22 protein-coding genes are annotated in these 20,482 nt (G+C 59.8%); 4 read left to right on the top strand and 18 right to left on the bottom strand.

The features are described 5' to 3' along the window. Positions 1 to 54 precede the first annotated feature (54 nt). Genes AMC88_RS03960 through rfbA form a run of 9 tightly spaced genes read right to left on the bottom strand, consistent with a single transcriptional unit; the run spans position 55 to position 8,255 of the window. On the bottom strand, positions 55 to 1,125 hold the full coding sequence (locus tag AMC88_RS03960) for a radical SAM/SPASM domain-containing protein (protein WP_012482752.1): 1,071 nt from the start codon (positions 1,123 to 1,125) through the stop codon (positions 55 to 57). A 1-nt stretch (position 1,126) separates the two neighbouring features. Beyond that, a complete protein-coding gene (locus AMC88_RS03955; protein ID WP_012482751.1) occupies positions 1,127 to 1,972 on the bottom strand; it encodes an NAD-dependent epimerase/dehydratase family protein in 846 nt (281 codons plus the stop codon). Further along, on the bottom strand, positions 1,965 to 2,678 hold the full coding sequence (locus AMC88_RS03950; protein ID WP_012482750.1) for a nucleotidyltransferase family protein: 714 nt from the start codon (positions 2,676 to 2,678) through the stop codon (positions 1,965 to 1,967). Before AMC88_RS03950 ends, AMC88_RS03955 begins: the two co-directional genes overlap by 8 nt. Continuing rightward, entirely contained in the window at positions 2,671 to 3,651 is a 981-nt protein-coding gene (locus AMC88_RS03945; RefSeq protein ID WP_012482749.1) for an NAD-dependent 4,6-dehydratase LegB, read from the bottom strand. The genes AMC88_RS03950 and AMC88_RS03945 overlap by 8 nt, the downstream gene beginning before the upstream one ends. After that, positions 3,648 to 4,967: an ABC transporter ATP-binding protein gene (locus tag AMC88_RS03940; protein ID WP_004677155.1), complete on the bottom strand. Its 1,320-nt coding sequence runs from the start codon at positions 4,965 to 4,967 to the stop codon at positions 3,648 to 3,650. Before AMC88_RS03940 ends, AMC88_RS03945 begins: the two co-directional genes overlap by 4 nt. After that, a complete protein-coding gene (locus AMC88_RS03935; RefSeq protein ID WP_012482748.1) occupies positions 4,967 to 5,842 on the bottom strand; it encodes an ABC transporter permease in 876 nt (291 codons plus the stop codon). Before AMC88_RS03935 ends, AMC88_RS03940 begins: the two co-directional genes overlap by 1 nt. Continuing rightward, complete coding sequence (locus AMC88_RS03930) at positions 5,839 to 6,945, bottom strand: DegT/DnrJ/EryC1/StrS family aminotransferase (protein ID WP_012482747.1); 1,107 nt, start codon at positions 6,943 to 6,945, stop codon at positions 5,839 to 5,841. Before AMC88_RS03930 ends, AMC88_RS03935 begins: the two co-directional genes overlap by 4 nt. Before the next feature lies 1 nt (position 6,946). Continuing rightward, positions 6,947 to 7,321 carry a sugar 3,4-ketoisomerase gene (locus AMC88_RS03925; RefSeq protein ID WP_012482746.1) on the bottom strand — a complete coding sequence of 125 codons (375 nt, stop codon included), beginning with the start codon at positions 7,319 to 7,321 and terminating at the stop codon, positions 6,947 to 6,949. Between the two features lie 22 nt (positions 7,322 to 7,343). Then, a complete protein-coding gene (gene rfbA, locus AMC88_RS03920) occupies positions 7,344 to 8,255 on the bottom strand; it encodes a glucose-1-phosphate thymidylyltransferase RfbA (RefSeq protein WP_012482745.1) in 912 nt (303 codons plus the stop codon). A 246-nt stretch (positions 8,256 to 8,501) separates the two neighbouring features. Between rfbA and AMC88_RS03915 the strand changes: the two genes are divergently transcribed. Further along, on the top strand, positions 8,502 to 9,299 hold the full coding sequence (locus AMC88_RS03915; protein WP_012482744.1) for a glycosyltransferase family 2 protein: 798 nt from the start codon (positions 8,502 to 8,504) through the stop codon (positions 9,297 to 9,299). Positions 9,300 to 9,327: 28 nt separating this feature from the next. Here the strand turns inward: AMC88_RS03915 and AMC88_RS03910 are convergent, their stop codons facing one another. The 3 genes from AMC88_RS03910 to AMC88_RS03900 are packed head-to-tail and all read right to left on the bottom strand — an operon-like array spanning position 9,328 to position 11,311. After that, the gene (locus AMC88_RS03910) at positions 9,328 to 10,128 is read right to left on the bottom strand and encodes an anti-sigma factor family protein (RefSeq protein WP_012482743.1); all 801 of its coding nucleotides are present in this window, start codon (positions 10,126 to 10,128) and stop codon (positions 9,328 to 9,330) included. Then, positions 10,125 to 10,730, bottom strand: a complete 606-nt coding sequence (locus AMC88_RS03905; protein WP_041683539.1) for an RNA polymerase sigma factor — start codon at positions 10,728 to 10,730, stop codon at positions 10,125 to 10,127. The genes AMC88_RS03910 and AMC88_RS03905 overlap by 4 nt, the downstream gene beginning before the upstream one ends. A 44-nt stretch (positions 10,731 to 10,774) precedes the next feature. Then, a complete protein-coding gene (locus AMC88_RS03900; RefSeq protein ID WP_010025393.1) occupies positions 10,775 to 11,311 on the bottom strand; it encodes a tetratricopeptide repeat protein in 537 nt (178 codons plus the stop codon). A gap of 169 nt (positions 11,312 to 11,480) precedes the next feature. On the opposite strand from AMC88_RS03900, the gene AMC88_RS03895 reads away from it, so the two are divergent. The 3 genes from AMC88_RS03895 (at position 11,481) to AMC88_RS03885 (ending at position 14,354) form a co-directional block, all read left to right on the top strand. Then, positions 11,481 to 12,533 (top strand): type III polyketide synthase, encoded by a 1,053-nt coding sequence (locus tag AMC88_RS03895; RefSeq protein WP_010025394.1) that lies wholly within the window; start codon positions 11,481 to 11,483, stop codon positions 12,531 to 12,533. After that, positions 12,530 to 13,033 carry an isoprenylcysteine carboxyl methyltransferase family protein gene (locus AMC88_RS03890; RefSeq protein ID WP_064824852.1) on the top strand — a complete coding sequence of 168 codons (504 nt, stop codon included), beginning with the start codon at positions 12,530 to 12,532 and terminating at the stop codon, positions 13,031 to 13,033. Before AMC88_RS03895 ends, AMC88_RS03890 begins: the two co-directional genes overlap by 4 nt. A 73-nt stretch (positions 13,034 to 13,106) precedes the next feature. Beyond that, positions 13,107 to 14,354 (top strand): NAD(P)/FAD-dependent oxidoreductase, encoded by a 1,248-nt coding sequence (locus AMC88_RS03885; protein WP_064824851.1) that lies wholly within the window; start codon positions 13,107 to 13,109, stop codon positions 14,352 to 14,354. Here the strand turns inward: AMC88_RS03885 and AMC88_RS03880 are convergent. From AMC88_RS03880 to AMC88_RS03855, 6 genes are all read right to left on the bottom strand, one after another. Beyond that, positions 14,344 to 14,883, bottom strand: coding sequence for a gluconokinase (locus AMC88_RS03880; protein WP_064824850.1), 540 nt, complete (start codon positions 14,881 to 14,883; stop codon positions 14,344 to 14,346). The two genes, AMC88_RS03885 and AMC88_RS03880, sit on opposite strands and share 11 nt — an antisense overlap. A 27-nt stretch (positions 14,884 to 14,910) precedes the next feature. Beyond that, complete coding sequence (locus AMC88_RS03875; protein WP_012482737.1) at positions 14,911 to 15,864, bottom strand: peptide ABC transporter ATP-binding protein; 954 nt, start codon at positions 15,862 to 15,864, stop codon at positions 14,911 to 14,913. Beyond that, a complete protein-coding gene (locus tag AMC88_RS03870; protein ID WP_004676184.1) occupies positions 15,861 to 16,877 on the bottom strand; it encodes an ABC transporter ATP-binding protein in 1,017 nt (338 codons plus the stop codon). Before AMC88_RS03870 ends, AMC88_RS03875 begins: the two co-directional genes overlap by 4 nt. Beyond that, positions 16,877 to 17,767 (bottom strand): ABC transporter permease subunit, encoded by an 891-nt coding sequence (locus AMC88_RS03865; RefSeq protein WP_012482735.1) that lies wholly within the window; start codon positions 17,765 to 17,767, stop codon positions 16,877 to 16,879. Before AMC88_RS03865 ends, AMC88_RS03870 begins: the two co-directional genes overlap by 1 nt. Before the next feature lie 9 nt (positions 17,768 to 17,776). Next, complete coding sequence (locus AMC88_RS03860; protein ID WP_004676182.1) at positions 17,777 to 18,781, bottom strand: ABC transporter permease subunit; 1,005 nt, start codon at positions 18,779 to 18,781, stop codon at positions 17,777 to 17,779. A gap of 87 nt (positions 18,782 to 18,868) precedes the next feature. Next, positions 18,869 to 20,464: an ABC transporter substrate-binding protein gene (locus AMC88_RS03855; protein ID WP_064824849.1), complete on the bottom strand. Its 1,596-nt coding sequence runs from the start codon at positions 20,462 to 20,464 to the stop codon at positions 18,869 to 18,871. Positions 20,465 to 20,482: the final 18 nt, after the last annotated feature.

Raw genomic sequence — 20,482 nt, 5'->3', positions numbered from 1 at the left:
CCCTTAAACTATAGGCTTGGCGACGTCTGGCCGTAGCGCGTGGAATTCCGCCGATTACTGTCCGATTTCCTGGTTCCGGTCGACGTAATTCCGCACAATGACCTGCCGGCCGCAAATCTCAGCCGTCTCGTCATTGGTCTGTCTCGGCAGATAACACCTGCGGCAGACCTCGCTCTTCAGGAAACCTTGCGGTTCCTTGTGCAGAGCGCGCACCGCGTTCATTTTTTCCCCATGCCAGATCTGGTGCACGGTTTCGGTGTTCGCATTCCCGATAACCTCGCGGTTCTCCTCGTCGTTCGAGCACTTCATGACCAATCCGTCGGCACCAATCACCAGGCGTTGGTACTGCTGCGGGCATGTGAAGTTGTCGAGATAGGCGATATCGGAATCGTTGCCGAGGTAATCGATCAGCGGATTGAAGGCGACGAGATCCACGTGAGGCGCGAAGGTCTCGTAATAGAGATCCGGATTTTCCCGGATTGCCGGCCAGATACCCTGCACCTTGATGACAGGACGGTTGAGACCGCGCTCCTCCTTGTACTTCTTTATGTCCTTGATCTTGTCGAGCAGCGCCTCGAACTTGATCGGCTTGCGGATCTTCTCATAAGTCTCGCCGGTACCGTCGATCGAAATGGTGATCCAGTCGATGCCTGCATCGACGAGCTGGGCGAAATAGTCTCTGTTGAGCTTGAAGCCATGCGTGAGGGTGGAGACTTCCTTGATGCCATGATCCTTGGCATAGCGCACGCAGTCGGCGAAGCGCTTGTGCAGCGTGGCTTCGCCGCGCAGGGACAGACGGATCGCCGGAACCTTGCCGCCGATCTCGTCGATGATGCGGCAGTAGAGATCCCAGTCCATCCGGGTGGTGTTGACGCTCTTCTTGAATTCGTCGCTGATCGTATAGCACATCGGGCAGCGCAGATTGCAGATCGAGGCCAGCTCGAGATCGACCAGCAGCGGATAGTCCGAAACCTGCTGGTTCAGGGCATATTCCGACCACTTGCGACGGTAATCCGCATATTCGGCTTCCCAACCCTCTCCACGGTATCTGTCGAACGCGGCTTCGCGCTCGTCCGTGTCCATCGAGTAGTTGCCTTTGTTGATCGGAACGTAACGCTCGTTCAATTTACGACTCCTTCATCAGTTCGCGGATGCCGGTCGGCAGATCCCATTCCGGCCGCCATCCAAGAACAGCGCGAGCCCGTGTAATATCGGCCCGCGCGTCAGGTATTTCATTCCGCCGAACGGCGCAAGATGACACTACAGGTAGAGCAGTGCCGGCGGCCTCTTGCAAGATATCGATTATTTCCTGCACCGAATACGACCTGCCGGAGCCGATATTGATGCAGTGGTAACCTTCCGGCACGTCCATGGCCTTGGCGAAGGCGCTCAGGACATCGTCAACGAAGACGTAGTCCCGCCGCGGACTGAGGTCCATGACCTGTATGTCCTGCTTCGCCCGTATCCGGTTCAGAAGCGTCGGTATCAGGAACTCCGGGCGCTGCCCAGCCCCATATATATTGAAAAGGCGCAAGACCACGACCGGTATTTGCTCGTGTGTGGCAGCGAACTCACAGAGTTGTTCGGCAAGATGCTTGGAAAGCGCGTAGGGGTTATTCGGCCTGACCGGATCGCTTTCCTGGATCGGCAGTCGCTCCGGCACTCCATACACATAGGCGCTTGCGAATACGAGCTTGGCTTTGTGCCGCTTGCACCAGTTCAGAGCATGCTGCGTACCGAGAACATTGGCGGCCATGAAGCTCGGGCTTTGTGTCCAGCTATCCGGAACGAACGTCCTGCCGGCCAGATGAAACAGCGTGCCGGCAGTGGGAAGCTCCTGCCACAGCTTCTCCTCGCTTATATCTCCATGCGTTCGATCGAGCGCAAGCACATCGACGCCAGCCTCCTCAAGCCGCCTGACCAGACGCTTCCCGAGAAAACCGCCAGCACCGGTGACGATGGCATCAACCATTCAAGAACCTGGACTGCATGGTTTCGAACTGCTCAATTGCCAAGGCATAATCGTCAGGGCGTCCGATATCGAGCCAATAGCCCGCAAAATCGCGAACAGTGGCCGGCTTTCCGGCCGCCAGAAGATCAAGCATCAACTGGTCAAAGCCGTAGGCGCCCCGCTGCGGTATGTGTTCGACGGCCCCCGACGACACCATATAGACGCCCATGCTGACCTTGTATTCGGCCGTCGGCTTCTCTCGAAAGCCGGTCAGCAGCCCGCTCTCGCTGGTGTCGAGCACGCCGTAATCGATGCGATGCTGGCGTGTCTTGGACGAAATCGTGAAAATATTGCCGTCACGGACATGCGTGTCATGAAAATCGGCATAGTTCAGATCCGTCAGAATATCCCCGTTCATGACGAGGAAATTCTCCGGCAGATCCTTGATCAGCCGCAGCGGTCCCATGGTGCCGAGCGGTTCGTCCTCGAGCGAATAATCGATGCGCACGCCCCATTTGTCGCCATCCTGGAAAAACGCCTTGATCAGCTCGGCCTGATGGTTGACGGCAAGCGTTATATGCTGAAAGCCGCCCGCTATCAGCTGACGAATGATAACCTCAAGAATGGGGTAGTCGCCGATCGGCATCAACGGCTTGGGGAGCACGACGGTATAGGGCCGCAGCCGCGTTCCCATCCCTCCCGCCAGAATGACTGCACGCCTAGACATTGAAGATATCCGCCTTATACCTCGTCAGATTGTCAGGCTGACGCAGCCATTCGATCGTTGCTCTGAGACCATCTTCCAAGCTGTAACGGGGCGAAAATCCCGTCAGAGACTTGATCAGGCTGTTGTCGCAGCACAAACGTTCCACTTCGCTGTTTACAGGACGCAAACGCTGTTCGTCGCATTCGATCTCCACGCTGACGCCGATGATGTCGGCGATCAGCCGAACGGTATCGCCGATCGAGATCTCGCTGCCGGAGCCGATATTGACCGTCTGACCGACCGCTTCGTCGCAGGCCGCAAGCGCCAGAAAACCGTCGCACGTATCCTGCACGAAATTGAAATCCCGCGTGGGTGAAAGCGCGCCGAGCTTCAGCGTCGTCCGCCCGCTCAGAAGCTGTGAAATGACTGTCGGAATAACTGCTCTCGCCGATTGTCTTGGGCCGTACGTGTTGAAAGGCCGTGCGATCGTCACCGGCAGATCGAAGCTCGAATGATAGCTGTAAGCGATCGCATCAGCGCCGATCTTGGACGCCGAATAGGGCGACTGCGCTTGCAGCGGATGGCTTTCGCTGATCGGCACAAAACGCGCCGTACCGTAGACCTCGCTCGTCGAGGTCTGGATCACTCTTCCGACGCCGGCGTCAAGCGCGCCTTGAAGAACGTTCAAGGTCCCGTGCACATTGGTATCGATATAGCTTGACGGAGCCTGGTAGGAATAGGGAATCGCGATCAGAGCGGCGAGGTGAAAGATCGTGTCGACACCTTTGGCGACGGAGCGCATTTGGGCGGGATCGCGGACGTCTCCGAGGATCACCTCGAACTTGCCGCGGTATTCGGATTGATCGAGCCAGCCCCAGCTGGAAAACGAATTATACTGGCAGAGTGCGCAGACTTCGACACCCGATCTCACCAGCGTCTCGACAAGATGAGAGGCAATGAACCCATCTGCTCCGGTGACAAGCGCCTTCTTCATTTCAAAACACCTTCAGAATCGCGCTGGAAGACCTTCTCAACCTCCCAAGGCAACTGTATCGCCGAAATCGACGGCTTCCGCTGTTGACCGAGCATCTGGATAATTCCGACATTATCCTCCACGTCAAACCGAATACCCTCGGCGACGGAATATATCGAGAATCGACTCGATATGCCCAATCGCACGTAAAAAGTGCCGGTGTTGAGGAGATATCCGGGAAATTTCACGCGGGCTCGATAATAACCGGCAGGCCGGGCGTCCAGGCGGCTGACGTCGAGCTCGGGATCGGAGAGGCTGACGAGCGTGGTGTAGCCGTCCTCCATCTTGATCTGCATCCCGACCGAGAGGCCGGAAAGAGGTTCCCTCAACTCGTATTCGACCTCGATGGAGAAACCCTTCGACAGTTCCACGGTTTCGGAAATCTCGTCCTTCTCGTTCAATACCGCAACGCGACATATGACGGCCTTTCCGTCGATATCCTCGGGATTGACCGAGTAACTTGCCGTGCCGCCGAACTCAGGGCGATCGAGATAGGCCTTTATCACATCTGCGGTATCGCCCATTGCAGCGACCTTGCCGTCAGCCATCAAAATCGATTTCGGGCAGATGCTGCTGATCGCCGTCATGTTGTGGCTGACGAAGATGATCGTTCGGCCGGTCTTTGTCACTTCCTGCATCCGCCCCATGCATTTGTTCTGGAAGTTGACGTCGCCGACGGCCAGCACCTCATCGACCAAGAGTATCTCCGGCTCGAGATGCGCCGCAACGGAGAAAGCGAGACGCACATACATTCCAGATGAATACCGCTTCACCGGCGTGTCGATGAATTCGCCAATCTCGGCAAACTCGACGATTTCATCGAATTTCGATCTGACCTCGGCACGGCTCATGCCGAGGATGGCGCCGTTGAGATAGACGTTCTCCCGGCCGGTGAGCTCTGGATGAAATCCGGTGCCGACCTCAAGCAGGCTGGCAATTCTGCCCCGAATTCCTATGAAACCCGAATTGGGCATGGTGATCCGCGACATCACCTTCAGCAGCGTGGATTTTCCGGCCCCGTTCCTGCCGATAATTCCAACGATTTCGCCGTGCCCAACTTCGAAGGAGACATCATCCAACGCATGGAAGAGATCGCCTTTGAGTCGGGATTGCTTGCCGCGCTCGGACGCGTAATCTGACACAGAAACATTCGGATCCGGAAGATTGCGCCACTTCGCCCACCAGCTCTGAAGGTCGCGATAAAGGGTGCCGTGATTGATCACGCCGAGACGATAGAGCTTGCTGACGTGCTCCGCTCGAATAACGATATCGTTCATCAGACGGTGTCCATCGCGTTGGCTTCCGCCCGTGAAAAAAGCGCCAGCCCGCATAGGGTGATTGCGACAGTCACCGCGAGATTGGCAAGATAAGGACCGAGGGGCAAGGCGGGGGCATCAAACAAAGCCCAGCGGAAGGTTTGAACGGGGGTCGTCATTGGATTGATATAATAAAACCAATGATACCGTTCCGGAATCTGGCTGAAAGGGTACACGATCGGCGTAGCATACATCCACAACTGCGTCATGAACCCGACGGCGTAGACGAGATCGCGGAAACGGACCGTTAGCGCCGAAACGACAAGCCCGGCACCGATGCCCAGCACTGCGATATAGAGCAGCACCAATGGCGTCAGAAGCAGGAACCAATAGCTCAGGACCAAATCGGGGTTGGCAATTTTCAACCCGATGGAAACCGTCAACAAGAGCAGGAACTGGATCGCAAAGGCGACAAGGCCGCTCATTGCAACGGATACCGGCACTACTAGTCTCGGAAAGTAAACCTTTCCAAACAGATTGGAATTCTTCGAGAAAACGTCGGAGTTATTGGCCAAGCAGACGGAAAAATAGCTCCAGATGATCGTGCCCGACATGTAGAACAGGAAGGGCGGAAGGCCATCCGTGGAAAGATTGGCTATTTTTCCGAACACAACATAATAGGTCAACGCCGTCAGCGATGGTTGAATGATGTACCAGGCGGGCCCCAAAACAGTCTGCTTGTAGAATGTCGTGAAATCCCGCTTGAAGAACATCCAGATGAGGTCGCGATAACGCCAGACAAGCGCAAGATCCGGTGTATTGCCCTTCGAAGGCTTGATCACGATGTCCCAAACCTCCTCGGGCGCGGAGGCCGATCCCTTCAAGTGCTCTGTCATGCCGCCAACTTCAGCTTTTCCGGGAGCGCCGCAAGAAGGCTGCAGACGCGCTCGATCTCATCCTTTCTATGCCCGGCCGAAATAGGTAGGCTCAGCTCGGTAGCATGCAGTTCATCGGCAATGGGATAATCGCCGGAAAGAATGCCTTGCATTGCCTTCTGCCGATGCGGCGGTATCGGATAATGCACCTCGGTCTTGACGCCGTTATCGAGCAGCCACTGGCGCAACTCGTCGCGGGCCGGGTGCCGTATCCCGAAGATATGGAACACATCATACTCGGCAGGTCGACGAAGCGGCTGCGCCAGCCATTCAGGCAGATTGGCAAAATAGATATCGGCCAGTGCCCGCTTATGTTCAGTCACCTGATCGAGGTGACGCAGCTTGACCCGCAGGAATGCCGCTTGCATCTCATCAAGCCTGGAATTTACACCGATATAGACGTTCTCATATTTTTTCTTCGAGCCGTAGTTGCGCATGTGTCGCAAACGATCTGCAAATTCGTCATCATCGGTGACGATCGCGCCCGCATCTCCGAGAGCTCCAAGATTCTTGGTCGGATAGAAGCTGAAACAGCCGGCAATTCCAAAGGTGCCGGTCAGCTTGCCGTCATAGCGCGCGCCGTGCGACTGCGCGCAATCCTCGATCACCTTGAGACCATGCTCGCTTGCAAACGCGGCGATCTCAGTCATCCGGCAGGCTTTGCCGAAAAGATGCGTCACGCAGATTGCCTGCGTCTTGCGTGTGAGCGCCGCCGGAAGGCGCTCCGGATCGATATTGAAGGTTTCGCGCTCGGGCTCCACCAGAACGGGTTTGTGGCCCGCGCGAAGAATTGCCAGAATAGTGGCTATATAGGTGTTGGAGGCAACCATGATCTCGCTGCCTTTCGGCAGGTCGAGCGCTTCGATCGAGAGGATCAATGCATCCAGACCATTGGCCACGCTGATGCAATGTTTGCTTTCCGCGAAGGCGGCGAATTCGGCTTCGAATGAGGAGACCTCATTGCCAAGTATGTACCATCCGGAACGAATGACACGGGATGCAACCGCCTCCAACTCTTCCATCAGCGCGCGGTTGGCTTGCGCAAGACTTTCATACTCAATCATCTCAGAGCCGTTCGTAGGGAGTGTCGATGTAGTCGTCCTTATCGTACCCGTGAGAGGCAAAAACCAGCAGGATAGAACCGGGACCGAAGGTCATTTCATGCCAGTCCCTTGGCTCCACCAGCAGGCACTGGTCCGGTGACGACAAGGTGATCTCTTCCCTGGCTTTTCCATCGTCCATCAAAACCATCACGCTTCCCGAAATCGCCACCAATGCCTGCCGAGTCTTGTGATGACGATGGCCGCCGCGTTTATATCCGTCGGCACCATAGATCCAGAAGCTCCGGACGACCGGAAATGGCAGTATTCCGTCCATGACGGTCAACGCGCCTCGTGCGTCGGACATCGTCTTTAACGTAAGCAGAGTAAAAGCAGACAAGATTGGTTTCCAGTTTTGCGGGTCAGCCGGGCGGGAAATGCGGAGCTGGTTCCCTCACCAGGCTGATGAGGTATCGACCGTAAGAGCTCTTTTCAAGTGGAGCCGCAAGTCTTAGCAACTGCTCGGCATCTATGTATCCCAAATGAAAGGCGATTTCTTCGGGGCAGGCAATCTTCAGCCCCTGGCGCCGCTCGATGGTGGCAATGAACTGACTGGCTTCAAGGAGTGAATCGTGCGTGCCCGTATCAAGCCAGGCATGTCCTCTGCCCAAGACGGCAACATTCAGCCTGCCGGCCGACAGATAATGCCGATTGATATCGGTAATTTCGGTTTCACCGCGCGGCGAGGGTTTCAAACCGGCTGCAATGTCAACCACGTCATTGTCGTAGAAATATAAGCCCGTCACAGCGTAAGAAGAGCGGGGCCTGGACGGCTTTTCCTCCAGGCTGAGGACTTTGCCCTCACCGTCAAACTCCACCACCCCATACCGTTCGGGATCGTGGACTTTGTACGCGAAGATCGTCGCTTCGTCCGATCTCGCGGAAGCCCCGGATAAATCATGAGTCAGGAGATTGCCGTAGAAGATATTGTCTCCCAGTACGAGAGCGGTTGCCTCCCGCGCGATGAATTCCCTGCCGATCGAGAATGCCTGGGGAATTCCGTCCGGTGCGGCCTGCACGGCATATTGGAGGTTTAGTCCCCATTGGGCGCCGTCACCCAGCAGCTGTTCAAAACGTGGGGTGTCCTGTGGCGTGGAGATAATCAGGATATCCCGGATGCCTGCAAGCATCAGCGTTGACAGGGGATAGTAGATCATCGGCTTGTCGAAAACCGGAAGAAGTTGCTTCGAAATGGCGAGAGTCGCCGGATGAAGTCGGGTGCCCGAGCCACCGGCGAGCAAGATGCCCTTGCGCAGTTTTTTATTCGAAGACAAGAGACCTCCTGCAACCGGTAAATCCACGCGCACTCACGAGCTTATCGTGGTGATATCGCTATTCGACAGTGCTCACTACAGATAGATGGGGCCGCATGCAATGCACTTAGCAAGAGGAGCAGCCGCCGCCGCTCACCAATCAGGCGTTGATCGAGGATAACTTGCGGTACTCGATTGCGGTAGTGCCTTTCCGTCTGATACGGGTTGGTGCTATCGCCTTTTGAAATGTGAGCAAGATACCCTTAGATGGCTGCAGATACTGCCAATCCAAGCTCCCCCCGGATAAGCCTCATCACCGTTTGCTGGAATGTCGAGCAGACAATTGCTGATACCTTGCGGTCCATCGACGCTCAAACCTACCGCAATTTCGAACACATCATCATTGATGGCGGCTCGAGCGATTCCACCCTCGCCATCATCGCTTCGGCGCCGGCGGACAACCGCTGCGTAGTCTCGGAACGGGACGGAGGTATCTATGAGGCCATGAACAAGGGGATTGGTCTTGCGAGCGGCGACATCATCGGCTTCTTGAATGCGGACGACACTTTCGAGAGCAATGACTCCCTCGGAACCGTGGCGGCCGCGCTGGATGATGAAGCATATGACGGCTGCTATGGTGATCTCGTCTATGTTTCCAACCGGCACATCGATCGCAAGGTCCGTTACTGGAAATCCCGAGCGTTCAAACCCGGTTTCTTCGCGCGCGGGTGGTGCCCGCCGCACCCAACATTCTATGTTCGGCGCAACATCTATGAACGGTTCGGGCGGTTTGATCTGCGTTATCGGCTTGCAGCCGACGTCGAGCTGATGATGCGATTCTTGGAAGTCGCGCGGATCAGAACAATCTATATCCCGCAAGTCTTGGTCAGAATGCGCTTAGGGGGCGCCACGAACAAAAACGTTCAAAATATATCGCGCCAGAACAAGGAGGTGCTGCGCGCCCTTGCCGACCACGGCCTCAAGGTCTCAACATCGATGTTCTGGGCCTTTAAGATCGTGAACCGGCTAGGCCAGTTCCTGAGGCGCAATCGATCGCAGGACTGATCAGCTCAAAGCCGCCGCCAATGGCGGGTCACACCGCCACCCTCCCCCGCACCCCATTCGCAATCGCCGTCATCCTGTCCGCCGCAGCATGCCCGATCAGCATGAACGCATGCGTCGCATTCGACCAGTAGACGACATTCATTCCCTTGCGGTTTTCAAGGTCCGGCGCCTTCGGCCCCGCGTCGGATTTCACGATACAGAGCGCCATCGGGCCGGTCTCGGGATCGAGATAGGCGATCTGGGCGAGCGCCTTGCCGTCATATTGCAGCAGCAGGGCGCGTTTGAAATCGACCCCCGGGAGCGAAACGGCTTCCGGGGAGAGCGACAGGCCGAGCTTCTCGTCAAGACTGGCGAGCTGGGCGGCCTGGTCCTGCCTGCCGGGAACGGGGCCGGCGAGCGTTTCGGCGGTATAGAGCGAGATATAGTCCGCGACCACGGCGCGCCATTCGCTGTTTTCGTCCTTTGCCGAAAAACCTTTACCGATGCCGATGACGGCGCGGTCGATGGCGATGCCGGCCACAAGCGAGGCGGCGAGCGCACCGAGGAAGCGACGGCGCGTGGGCGCGGGTGCAGCGACCGATCTTGCGTTCTCATGCGCAGGAATGGCGGAGAGCATCGCCTGCAGTTTTTCGCGCGGGGCTTCGGAGAGCAGCGGAGCGAAAGCCTGCTCGAACGGCAGGCTGGCGCGCGCCAGGAAATCCAATCGTTCGGCGACGCTCTCGTCTTCCTTGACGATGGCCTCGATGCGGGCTCTCTCTTCCGCCGTCAGCTCGCCGTCGATGAAGGCTGTGAGGTCCTCGTCGGAAGGAATGGTGTGTTTCGTGCTCATGGCCGTCCCCCTGCCGGTCCGGCGCCGGAGAGCCTGGCGCGGGCGGCCGCCAGCCGGCTCATCACGGTCCCGATCGGAATATCCAATATGCCTGCAACTTCGCGATAGGAAAGTCCTTCCACATAGGCGAGGAAAACCGCCGTCCGCTGCGCCTCGGGCAACGCATTTACCTGCTTCAGAACCTGCCCCGCCATCACATGCGTTTCAGTATCGTGCGCGCCGTCGAACGTCAGCGCCTCGCCGGCATCAACGAAACCCTGGCCCTGGCGCACCCGGCGCGAGCGGATCTCGTTCAGCCAGATCGAATGCAGGATCGAAAACAGCCAGCGATCGAGCCGGGTGCCGGGAACGAACTGGCCGGCGCGCTCGAGCGCGCGAAGGCAGGTCGCCTGCACCAGGTCGTCGGCGACATCGCGCTGATGCGAGAGAACGAGACCATAACGCCAGAGCCTTGCCAGATTTTCCGTCAGGCCGCTCCTGATATCCGCTGCGCTGGCGATGGCCGCCTCCGACGATCCTGCATTTTTCGGAAGCGCCGGATGAACCGGCGATTCCGTTCTCGCGCGACTATAGGCAGGAAATGAGGTACGCGCGACCGACATTCTCACATGCCTTTCTGGTTCCATCTTCCCGCCCACGCCGGCAATCAGATCTTCGACGGATCGAGGATGGCTGCGTTCAGATCCTGATACTCCTCGCACCCTGTGCCGCAGATCGCCTTTATGGTCGTCAGCTGCTCCTTGGCGAGATCGAGCCGGCCCTTGATGACATAAGCTTCACCGAGATATTCGCGGACCTTGGCGTATTGCGGATCCATCTTCACCGATTGGAGGTAATAGGAAATGCCTTCGTCGGTGCGGCCGAGTTTGCGGGTGGCATAACCGCGATAGTTCAGCACCTCGGCGCTGTTCTGGTCCTTGACCGTGTCGAGCATGGCAAGCGCCTCCTCATAACGGCCGGCCTTGGCCAGCGAATAGGCATAGTCGGTGCGGTTCTCGTCCGAGACGTTGGCGCCTTGCTGCTTGACACATTTCTTGGTCTTCTGGTCGTAGATCTCGCCCTTCTTGCAGGTCGGCATCGTGCTGTTGTCATTGCCGAGCGCAAAGACCGGGCCGGAGAAGAGCGAAGCGGCAAGGCAGCCGCCGAGAAGGATGGAAGCAAAACGGGCTGTCATGATCGTCATGGGAAAACTCCTGGGAAGTGACGTTGCGAGGAGAAAACACCGCTGCCCCGGGCTTTATTCGCCAGCCTTCCTATTTTCTCCATCACGGCTTCGTGAAGCTACGGGGGCCGAATAAATCATCGGGACCGGGTGTTCTCAGCGTTACGCCGGGAACGACAAGGAGAATTCTGTGACAGATAGCGTAAAACTCGTCAGCCTCGCCGTCGCAGCACCCGAACATGTCATTTTCCAGCAACAGGCGCTCGAAGCCTCCGCCCGGCTGTTTGCCGACCGCTTCGAGGATTTCCGGCATCTTGCCCGCGTCTTCGACAATGCCGGCATCCAAAAACGCCATGCTGCGCGGCCGCTTGCCTGGTTCGACGAGCCGCATGGCTGGCAGGATCGGATGGAGGCCTATGCGGAGGTGGCAGGCAGGCTCTTTGTCGAAGCCGCCAGCTCGGCCCTTCATCAGGCAGGGCTCGGGGCCGGCGATGTCGACTGTGTCGTCACGGTCTCGTCCACCGGTTTTACGACGCCGAGTCTCGATGCGCAGATGGCCCGCCGGATGGGTTTCAGGGCCGATATCGAGCGGGTGCCGGTGTTCGGGCTCGGCTGTGCCGCCGGTGTGTCGGGCTTTGCGATCGCCTCGCGGCTGGCGCGAAGCCGGCCGGGCGCCGTTGTGCTCTTCGTATCGATCGAGCTCTGCACGCTGGCCTTCCGCCTCGACGAGCTGACGCGGCCGAACATTATCGCAACGGCGCTTTTCGGCGACGGCGCCGCCGCCTGTGTGCTGCGATCGGGCGATGGCGGGCTGGCGGAAGTGGAATCGACCGGCGAGCATCTCTTTCCCGACACCCTCGATATCATGGGCTGGAAGATCGACGATGGCGGCTTCGGCATCGTGCTGGCGCAAGCCCTGCCGCCCTTTGCCGAGCAGGAGCTCGGCCCGGCGGTCACGGCCATTCTGGCGCGCAACGGGCTGGCGCCTGACGATATCGACCGCTTCATCTGCCACCCCGGCGGCACGAAAGTGCTGGCCGCGATGGAGAGCGCGCTGTCGCTGACACCGGGCGCTCTCGATCACGAGCGTGGCGTGCTTGCCGACTACGGCAATATGTCGTCGCCGACCATTCTCTTCGTGCTGGAGCGGGCGATCCGCGCCGGATTGCCCGAGCGCGCCGCGATGATTGCCATGGGGCCGGGTTTCTCGGCGAGCTGCGTGACGCTAAGGAGAATTTCATGATGTGGCCGTCAATCGCGCTGCTCACCTTCGTGACGCTGCAGCGGCTTGGCGAGCTCGTTCTTGCCCGGCGCAACACCGCCGCCCTTCTCGCCAGAGGCGCCAGGGAAGTGGCGCCGGAGCACTATCCTGCCATGGTGGCGCTACATGCCGGCTGGCTCATCGGCCTGTGGCTGCTGGCGCCGGGACGGCCGGTCGATCTCTTCTGGTTTGCGGTGTTCATGGGGCTGCAGGCACTGCGGCTCTGGGTGCTGGCGACCTTGAAAGACCGCTGGACGACGCGCATCATCATCCTGCCCGGCGCACCACTCGTCACATCAGGTCCCTATCGCTTCCTCCGGCATCCAAACTACGCGATCGTTGTCGGCGAGATCGCCGTCCTTCCGCTGGCCTTCGGTCTCCCCCTTTACGCGATCGGCTTTTCGCTTCTCAACGCTTGCGTCCTCCTTGTCCGCATGAAGGCCGAAAATGCCGCACTGAAAAGCGTAGTGATTGTGAAATGAATGCGATTTTTCGTTTGCGCAGCAATATCGGCGGGGGCATTTTCACCCCGATAACAAAGCGGAATGCAGGGGAATGACCAAAAACGCAATCGTGCTCGGCGCCGGTATCGTCGGCGTGTCGGCGGCCATCCATCTTCAGCGACGCGGACGGCAGGTGACACTGATCGACCGCAGGGATCCGGGCAGCGAAACCTCCTTCGGCAATGCCGGCCTGATCCAGCGCGAAGGTGTGGCGCCCTACGGCTTTCCGCAGCAGCTCGGCCTCTTGCTGCGTTATGCTTTGAATAACCGCATCGATGCGCATTACCATTTCAGCACGCTGCCGAGCCAGCTCGCCTTTCTCGCCCGCTACTGGTGGAATTCCAATGCCCGCCGCCACGCGGTGATCACCCGCGCCTATGCGCCACTGATCCAACATTCGATTGCCGAGCACAAGGATCTGATCGAGGCGTCAGAGGCGCAAGCGCTGATCCGCAGGGATGGCTGGATAAAGATTTTCCGCACGCAGGCCAGGCGAGACGAGGCCCTGGCGGAGGCCGCACTCTGGCAGAATGAATTCGGGGTGGACTATGACAGCCTGACGTCGGCCGATATCGCCCGCATGGAGCCTGACATGACGGGCGATTTTGCCGGCGGTATCCGCTGGCGCGATCCGTGGTCGGTGCTCGACCCGCATGCGCTGACCTCAGCCTATCGTGGCTATTTCGAAAGCCTCGGCGGCCGCTTCGTCACAGGCGACGCCGCCTCATTCGGCCCGTTCGGCTCCGGCTGGAAGATCATGACTGGGGAAGGCCCGCTCGAAGCCGACGATGCGGTGATCGCGCTCGGCCCCTGGGCAGCGCTCGCAACGCGCCGGCTCGGCTATTCCTTCCCGCTCGGCGTGAAGCGCGGCTATCACATGCATTATGCCGCCAAGGGCGATGCGGTGCTCAACAACTGGATGCTCGATGCCGAACGCGGCTATCTCCTGGCGCCGATGCGCCGCGGCATCCGGCTGACGACGGGAGCGGAGTTCGCACCGCTCGACGCGCCGAAGACGCCGGTCCAGCTCGACCGGGCCGAAGCCGTGGCGCGCACGATCTTCCCGCTCGGCGACAGGCTCGATCCCGAACCCTGGATGGGCGCGCGTCCCTGCACGCCTGACATGATGCCTGTTATCGGCAAGGCGCCGCGCCATCAGGGCTTGTGGTTTGCCTTCGGCCACGCCCATCACGGGCTGACGCTCGGGCCGGTGACCGGCCGGGTGCTCGCCGAGCTCATCACCGGCGAAAAACCATTCATCGATATTGCGGCCTATTCACCTGAGCGTTTCAACCCGTAACGCCGAGCGAGGCCAGGCCCTTGAGCGCCGTTGCCGCAATGCCGTCGATCGTATCGTCGATATCGACGGTGACGACGCCCGGCTCGCCTGTGGGCACCTCCAGCGTCGCCAGCTGGCTTTCGAGCAGCGAGACCGGCATGAAATGGCCCTTGCGCTCGCCCATGCGTTTGGTCAGCAAGGCCTTGGAGCCTTCGAGGTAAACGAAGAGCAGGTTGCCGCCGGCCGCAGCTCGCAGCCTGTCGCGATAGACGCGCTTCAGCGCCGAGCAGGAGACGATGATGCCCTCGCTTTTTGCAAGCGAGGCCTTGATGTCTGCACCGATGCGGTCGAGCCAGGGCATCCGGTCCGCGTCGGTCAGTGGAATGCCCTTCGACATCTTCTCGACATTGGCGGCCGGATGCAGCGCATCGCCTTCGATGAAGGCGAGGTGCAGGGTGGCCGCCAGCTTCTCGCCGACGGAGGACTTGCCGCAGCCGCTGACCCCCATGACGATGATCGCAGGGGGCTTGTTCAACCGCTCTTCCGGCATGATCCCTCCGAGGCTCCGTTTTCCCGCTTAGTCGAGGGGGAAGTGACAGGCATATTTTTGCTCACCTTCTCCACTTAGTTCGGGAGAAACCTGACGGCAATAATCCTGCGCCTTCCAGCAGCGCGGATTGAAGTGACAGCCGGACGGCGGCTTCAGCGGCGACGGCAGCTCGCCCTGAAGGCGGATGCGGTTCTTGGCGCGCTCCGGATCGGCGATCGGCGTCGCCGATAGCAGGGCGGCGGTATAGGGATGGCGCGGCCGGGCGAAGACCTCGGCCGCCGGACCGGTCTCGACCGGACGGCCGAGATACATCACCATCACCTCATCGGCGATGTGGTGGACGACGGAGAGACCGTGCGAGATGAAGAGATAGGCAAGCCCCATCTCCTTCTGCAGATCCATCAACAGGTTCAGCACCTGCGCCTGGATCGACAGGTCGAGGGCCGAAACCGGTTCGTCGAGCACCAGCACCTTCGGCCGCAGCATCAGGGCGCGGGCGATGGCGATGCGCTGGCGCTGGCCGCCGGAGAACATATGGGGATAACGACCATGGTGTTCCGGACGCAGGCCGACGCGGGCCATCATCTCCTCGACCTTGCGGCGTCGGGCGGCGGCATCGAGATCGGTGTTGATCTTCAGCGGCTCTTCCAGAATCGAGCCGACCTTCTGGCGCGGGTTGAGCGAGCCGTAAGGATTCTGAAAGACGATCTGTACTTGGCTGCGCAGGCTGCGGTCGCCGATGCGCGCAGGCTTGCCGTCGATCAGCAATTCCCCGGCCGTCGGGTCCTCGATCATGGTGACCAGACGGGCGAGCGTCGACTTGCCGCAGCCGGATTCGCCGACGACGGCGAGTGTCTTGCCGGAATGGAGGCTGAAGCTGACGCCGTTCAGCGCCTTGACGGTGGCGTCGGCTTTGAAGAGACCGCGATTGACGGTGTAGAAGCGGGCGAGATCCCTGCCCTCGAGAACAGCGCCCGTCATACCAGGTCTCCTGCAGTTTCATTGACCATGACGCCGGGATGCCCGAGGGGCTTGCCGTCTTTCAAAGGATAGTTGCAGAGCGCCAGGCCGAGCTCCGGTCCCTGGCGGACGACGCCGCGATCGCATTCGACAGTAGCATAGCCGCAGCGCGGCGCGAACAGACAGCCGGTCGGACGGCCATGCTGGCCGGGCACGACGCCGGCGATCGAGGGGAGACGATGGCCGACCTGGGCGCGTTCCGGCAGCGCGGCGAGCAGGGCTGCCGTATAGGGATGATGCGGATCGCGGAACAACGCCTTCACCGGCTGCTCCTCGACCTTCTGGCCGGCATATTGCACCTGCACGCGCTCGGCGGTTTCGGCAACGACACCCATGTCGTGGGTGATCAGCACCAGCGCCATGCCCTGTTCCTTCTGCAGGCGCACCAGCAGATCGAGGATCTGCGCCTGGATCGTCACGTCGAGCGCCGTCGTCGGCTCGTCGGCGATCAGCAGCTTCGGATTGCAGGCGAGCGCCATGGCGATCATGACGCGCTGGCTCATGCCGCCCGACATCTGGTGCGGGAAATTCGACAGCCGGTCTTCCGGCGCCGGAATACCGACGAGGCTCAGGAGCTCGATCGACCGCTCGCGGCGTTGCTTCCGGTTGAGGCCCATATGGACACGCAAGGTCTCGCCGAGCTGGAATCCGACCGTGAAGCACGGGTTAAGACTCGACATCGGCTCCTGGAAGATCATCGCCATGTCCTTGCCGACGATCTTGCGGCGCTGACGACCGGAAATGCCGCGCAAGTCCTGGCCGTCGAACTGCATGCGGTCGGCGGTGATTTTCGCCGTCCAGGGCAAAAGCCCCATCAGGGCGAGCATGGCGACGGATTTTCCCGAGCCGGATTCACCGACGACCGACAGGATTTCGCCCTTGTCGCAGCTAAGCGATACGCCATCGACGGCGCGGAAAAGACCTGATGAGGTCTGGAATTCGACAGTCAGATTTTCGATTTCGAGGAGCGGCATCACGACCTCTTCAGCTTGGGGTCAAGCGCATCGCGCAGGCCGTCGCCCATCAGGTTGATGGCGAGAACGGTGATGAGGATGGCAAGACCCGGGAATGTTACGACCCACCAGGCGCGCGAGATGAACTCGCGGGATTCGGCGAGCATCGTGCCCCATTCGGGTGTCGGCGGCTGCGCGCCCATGCCGAGAAAGCCGAGGGCTGCAGCATCGAGGATCGCCGCCGAGAAGGCGAGCGTCGCCTGGACGATCAGCGGCCCAAGACAGTTCGGCAGGATCGTCTTGAACATCAGGCGCAGCGTGCCGGCACCGGCGACACGCGAGGCGATCACATATTCCTTCTCACGTTCCGAAATGACCGAGGCGCGCGTCAGGCGGACGAAATGCGGCTGGTTGACCAGCGAAATCGCGATCATCGCGTTGGTCAGGCCGGGCCCGAGCACGGCCACCAGTACGAGAGCGAGCAGCAGCGACGGGAAGGCCAGGATGATATCCATCAGGCGCATGATCGCCGTATCGATCCTGCCGCGGAAATATCCGGCGACGAGGCCGATCAAAACGCCGCAGATGACCGAAAGCGTGACGACGACGACGCCGATGAAGAGCGAGAAGCGCGCGCCGTAGATCAGGCGTGAGAGGATATCGCGGCCGACGGCATCCGTTCCGAGTGGGAATGAGGCGCTGCCGCCCTCCATCCACGCCGGCACGGCGAGCAGCACCTGGCGATTCTGCTCGTTCGGCGCATGCGGCGCAAAGACCGGCGCGAAGACGGCAACGACCAGAATGAGGATGAAGACCACGAGGCCGATGACGGCGCCCTTGTTGCGGGAGAAATAATGCCAGAATTCCGCAAGAGCGGATGGCTGGCCGGTTTTGACGGTGACCGTGCTCATGGACCGCTCCTAGTGACGAATGCGCGGGTTGATGAAGCCGTAGAGGACATCAACAATCAGATTGACGAGCATGATGACGCCGGCGATCAGCAGGAGACCGCCCTGGACCACGGCGTAATCGCGCTTGAACACCGAATCGACCATCCATTTGCCGATGCCCGGCCAGGAGAAGATCGTCTCGGTGAGAATGGCGCCGGCGAGAAGAACGCCGATCTGCAGGCCGATCGTGGTGATGACGGGGATCATCGCATTGCGCAGCGCATGCACGCCGACGACGCGCAAGGGCTTCAGGCCTTTCGAGCGCGCGGTGCGGACATAATCTTCGCCGAGAACTTCAAGCATCGCCGAACGTGTCTGGCGGGCGATGACGGCGAGCGGGATGGTCGCCAGCACGATGGTCGGCAGAATGAGATAGCTGACCGCGGAGGCAAAAGCCCCCTTCTGTCCAGACAGCAGGCTGTCGATCAGCATAAAGCCCGTGACCGGCTTGAAGAAATACATCAGCGAAATACGGCCGGAAACCGGCGTCCAGCCAAGATAGCCGGAGAAGAAGATGATGAGCAGCAGGCCCCACCAGAAAATCGGCATGGAATAACCGATCAGGGCGACGCCCATCACACTTTGATCGAACCACGTGCCTCGCTTGACGGCAGCAAAGATGCCGGCGGGCACGCCAAGACAGACCGCGAGGATGATGGCGCAGAAGGAAAGCTCGAGCGTCGCCGGAAACAGCGTCAGAAACTCGCCGAGCACCGGTCGCTTGGTGACGATCGAGGTGCCGAGATCGCCCTGCAGCACTTTTCCGAGGTAATCGAAATATTGCGCATACATCGGCCGGTCGAAGCCGAGATCGTGCATGATCTGGGCGTGCCGCTCCGGCGCCATGACACGCTCACCCGAGAGCAGCATGACGGGATCGCCAGGAAGCAGGCGGATGAACGAGAAGGCAATCAGGGAAACGCCGAGGAATGTCGGGATCAGCACCGCGAGGCGGCCGATGAAAAAACGCAACATGGCAGATGTCCAATAGTTTCCGGCGGTCAGGGGGTTCCTGACCGCCGGCTGCGCCCAGCTCTGCCGGGCATTCTTACATTATTCTTGTTATTCGGATACGTCGACGCCGTCGAAACGGTGAATGCCGAGCGGGTCCATCTTGAAGCCCGAGACCTTCTTGCTCATCGGAACGAAGACGAGCGAGTGGTCGAGGGTCGCCCAGGGGGCTTCCTTCTTGAAGATGAGCTGCGCCTGCTCATAGGCCTTGGTGCGCTCGCCGACGTCGGCCGTCAGCTTGGCCTTGGTCATCAGGTCGTCATATTCCTTGTTGCACCACTGGGCGCGGTTGTTGCCGCCGACGGCATCGCAGCCGAGCAGCGTATCCATGAAGTTGTCAGGATCGCCATTGTCGCCGGTCCAGCCGAGGATGACGGCGCCGTCGCGCTTTACGTCGGAGGAGAGCTTCAGATATTCGGCCCATTCATGGGTGACGATCTCGACCTTGACGCCGATCTTGGCGAAATCCGCCTGGATCAGTTCGGCGGCGCGGCGCGCGTTCAGCATGTAGGGACGCGACACCGGCATCGCCCAGACCTTCATGCTGAGATCCTTGACGCCGGCATCGGCAAGCGCCTTCTTGGCGGCCTCAGGATCATACTTGTCGTCCTGAACGGCGTCGTTATAGGACCACATGGTCGGCGGGATCGGGTTCTTGGCAACGGCGGCCGCACCCTGGAAGACGGCGTCGATAACAGCCTGCTTGTTGATTGCCATGTTCAGCGCACGGCGGACTTCCGGCTTGTCGAACGGCGCCATCTGGGTGTTGTAGGCGAGGAAGCCGACATTGAGGCCGGCCTGTTCCTGAACGGTCAGATTTCCATCCTTCTTCAGTTCCGGAACGTCGGCGGCATTCGGATAGGGGATCAGGTGGCATTCGCCGGCCTTCAGCTTCTGAGCGCGCACAGCGGCGTCAGAGGTGATAGCGAAAACCAGATCGTCGATCTTTTCCTTGCCCTTGAAATAGCTTTCGTTCGCCTTGTAGCGGATGACGGCATCCGGCTGATAAGCGACGAAGGTGAAGGGGCCGGTGCCGAGCGGCTGCTGGTTGAGCTGCGCCATCTTGCCGTCGCCGGCAAGCTTGTCGGCATATTCCTTGGAGACGATCGAGGCGAAATCCATGGCGAGATCGGCCAGGAACGGCGCTTCAGGATGGTTGAGCGTGAACTTGACGGTGAGGTCATCGACCTTTTCGACCGACTTGATCAGCTCCGGAAAGCCCATGCCGGCAGCGTATTCGTAGGAACCGCCCTCGACATACTTGTTCCAGGGATTGTCGGACTTCAGCTGGCGCTCGAAGGAGAACACGACGTCGTCGGCGTTGAAATCGCGCGTCGGCGTGAAGAAGTCGGTGGTCTGGAACTTGACGCCGGGATGAAGCTTGAAGGTGTATTCCGTGCCGTCGGCCGAAACGCTCCAGCTGTCGGCGAGCCCGGGTTCGATCTCGGTGCCGCCATGCTTGAATTCGACGAGGCGGCTGTAGACCGTGCGCGACGAGGCGTCGAAGGTCGTGCCCGACGTATAAAGGCTCGGGTCGAAGCCTTCCGGCGAACCCTCGGAGCAATAAACAAGGGTCTTGGACCAGGCCGACGTCGCCATGACCGAAATCAGGGCCGTCGCTGCCAGCATGACAGAGATCTTTTTCATAATATTTGTTTCCCGGTT

The sequence above is a fragment of the Rhizobium phaseoli genome (assembly GCF_001664385.1).
GTDB lineage: Bacteria > Pseudomonadota > Alphaproteobacteria > Rhizobiales > Rhizobiaceae > Rhizobium > Rhizobium phaseoli.
The sequence above is the reverse complement of the archived record's forward strand: the minus strand, read 5'-3'. Positions and strand labels throughout refer to the sequence as shown.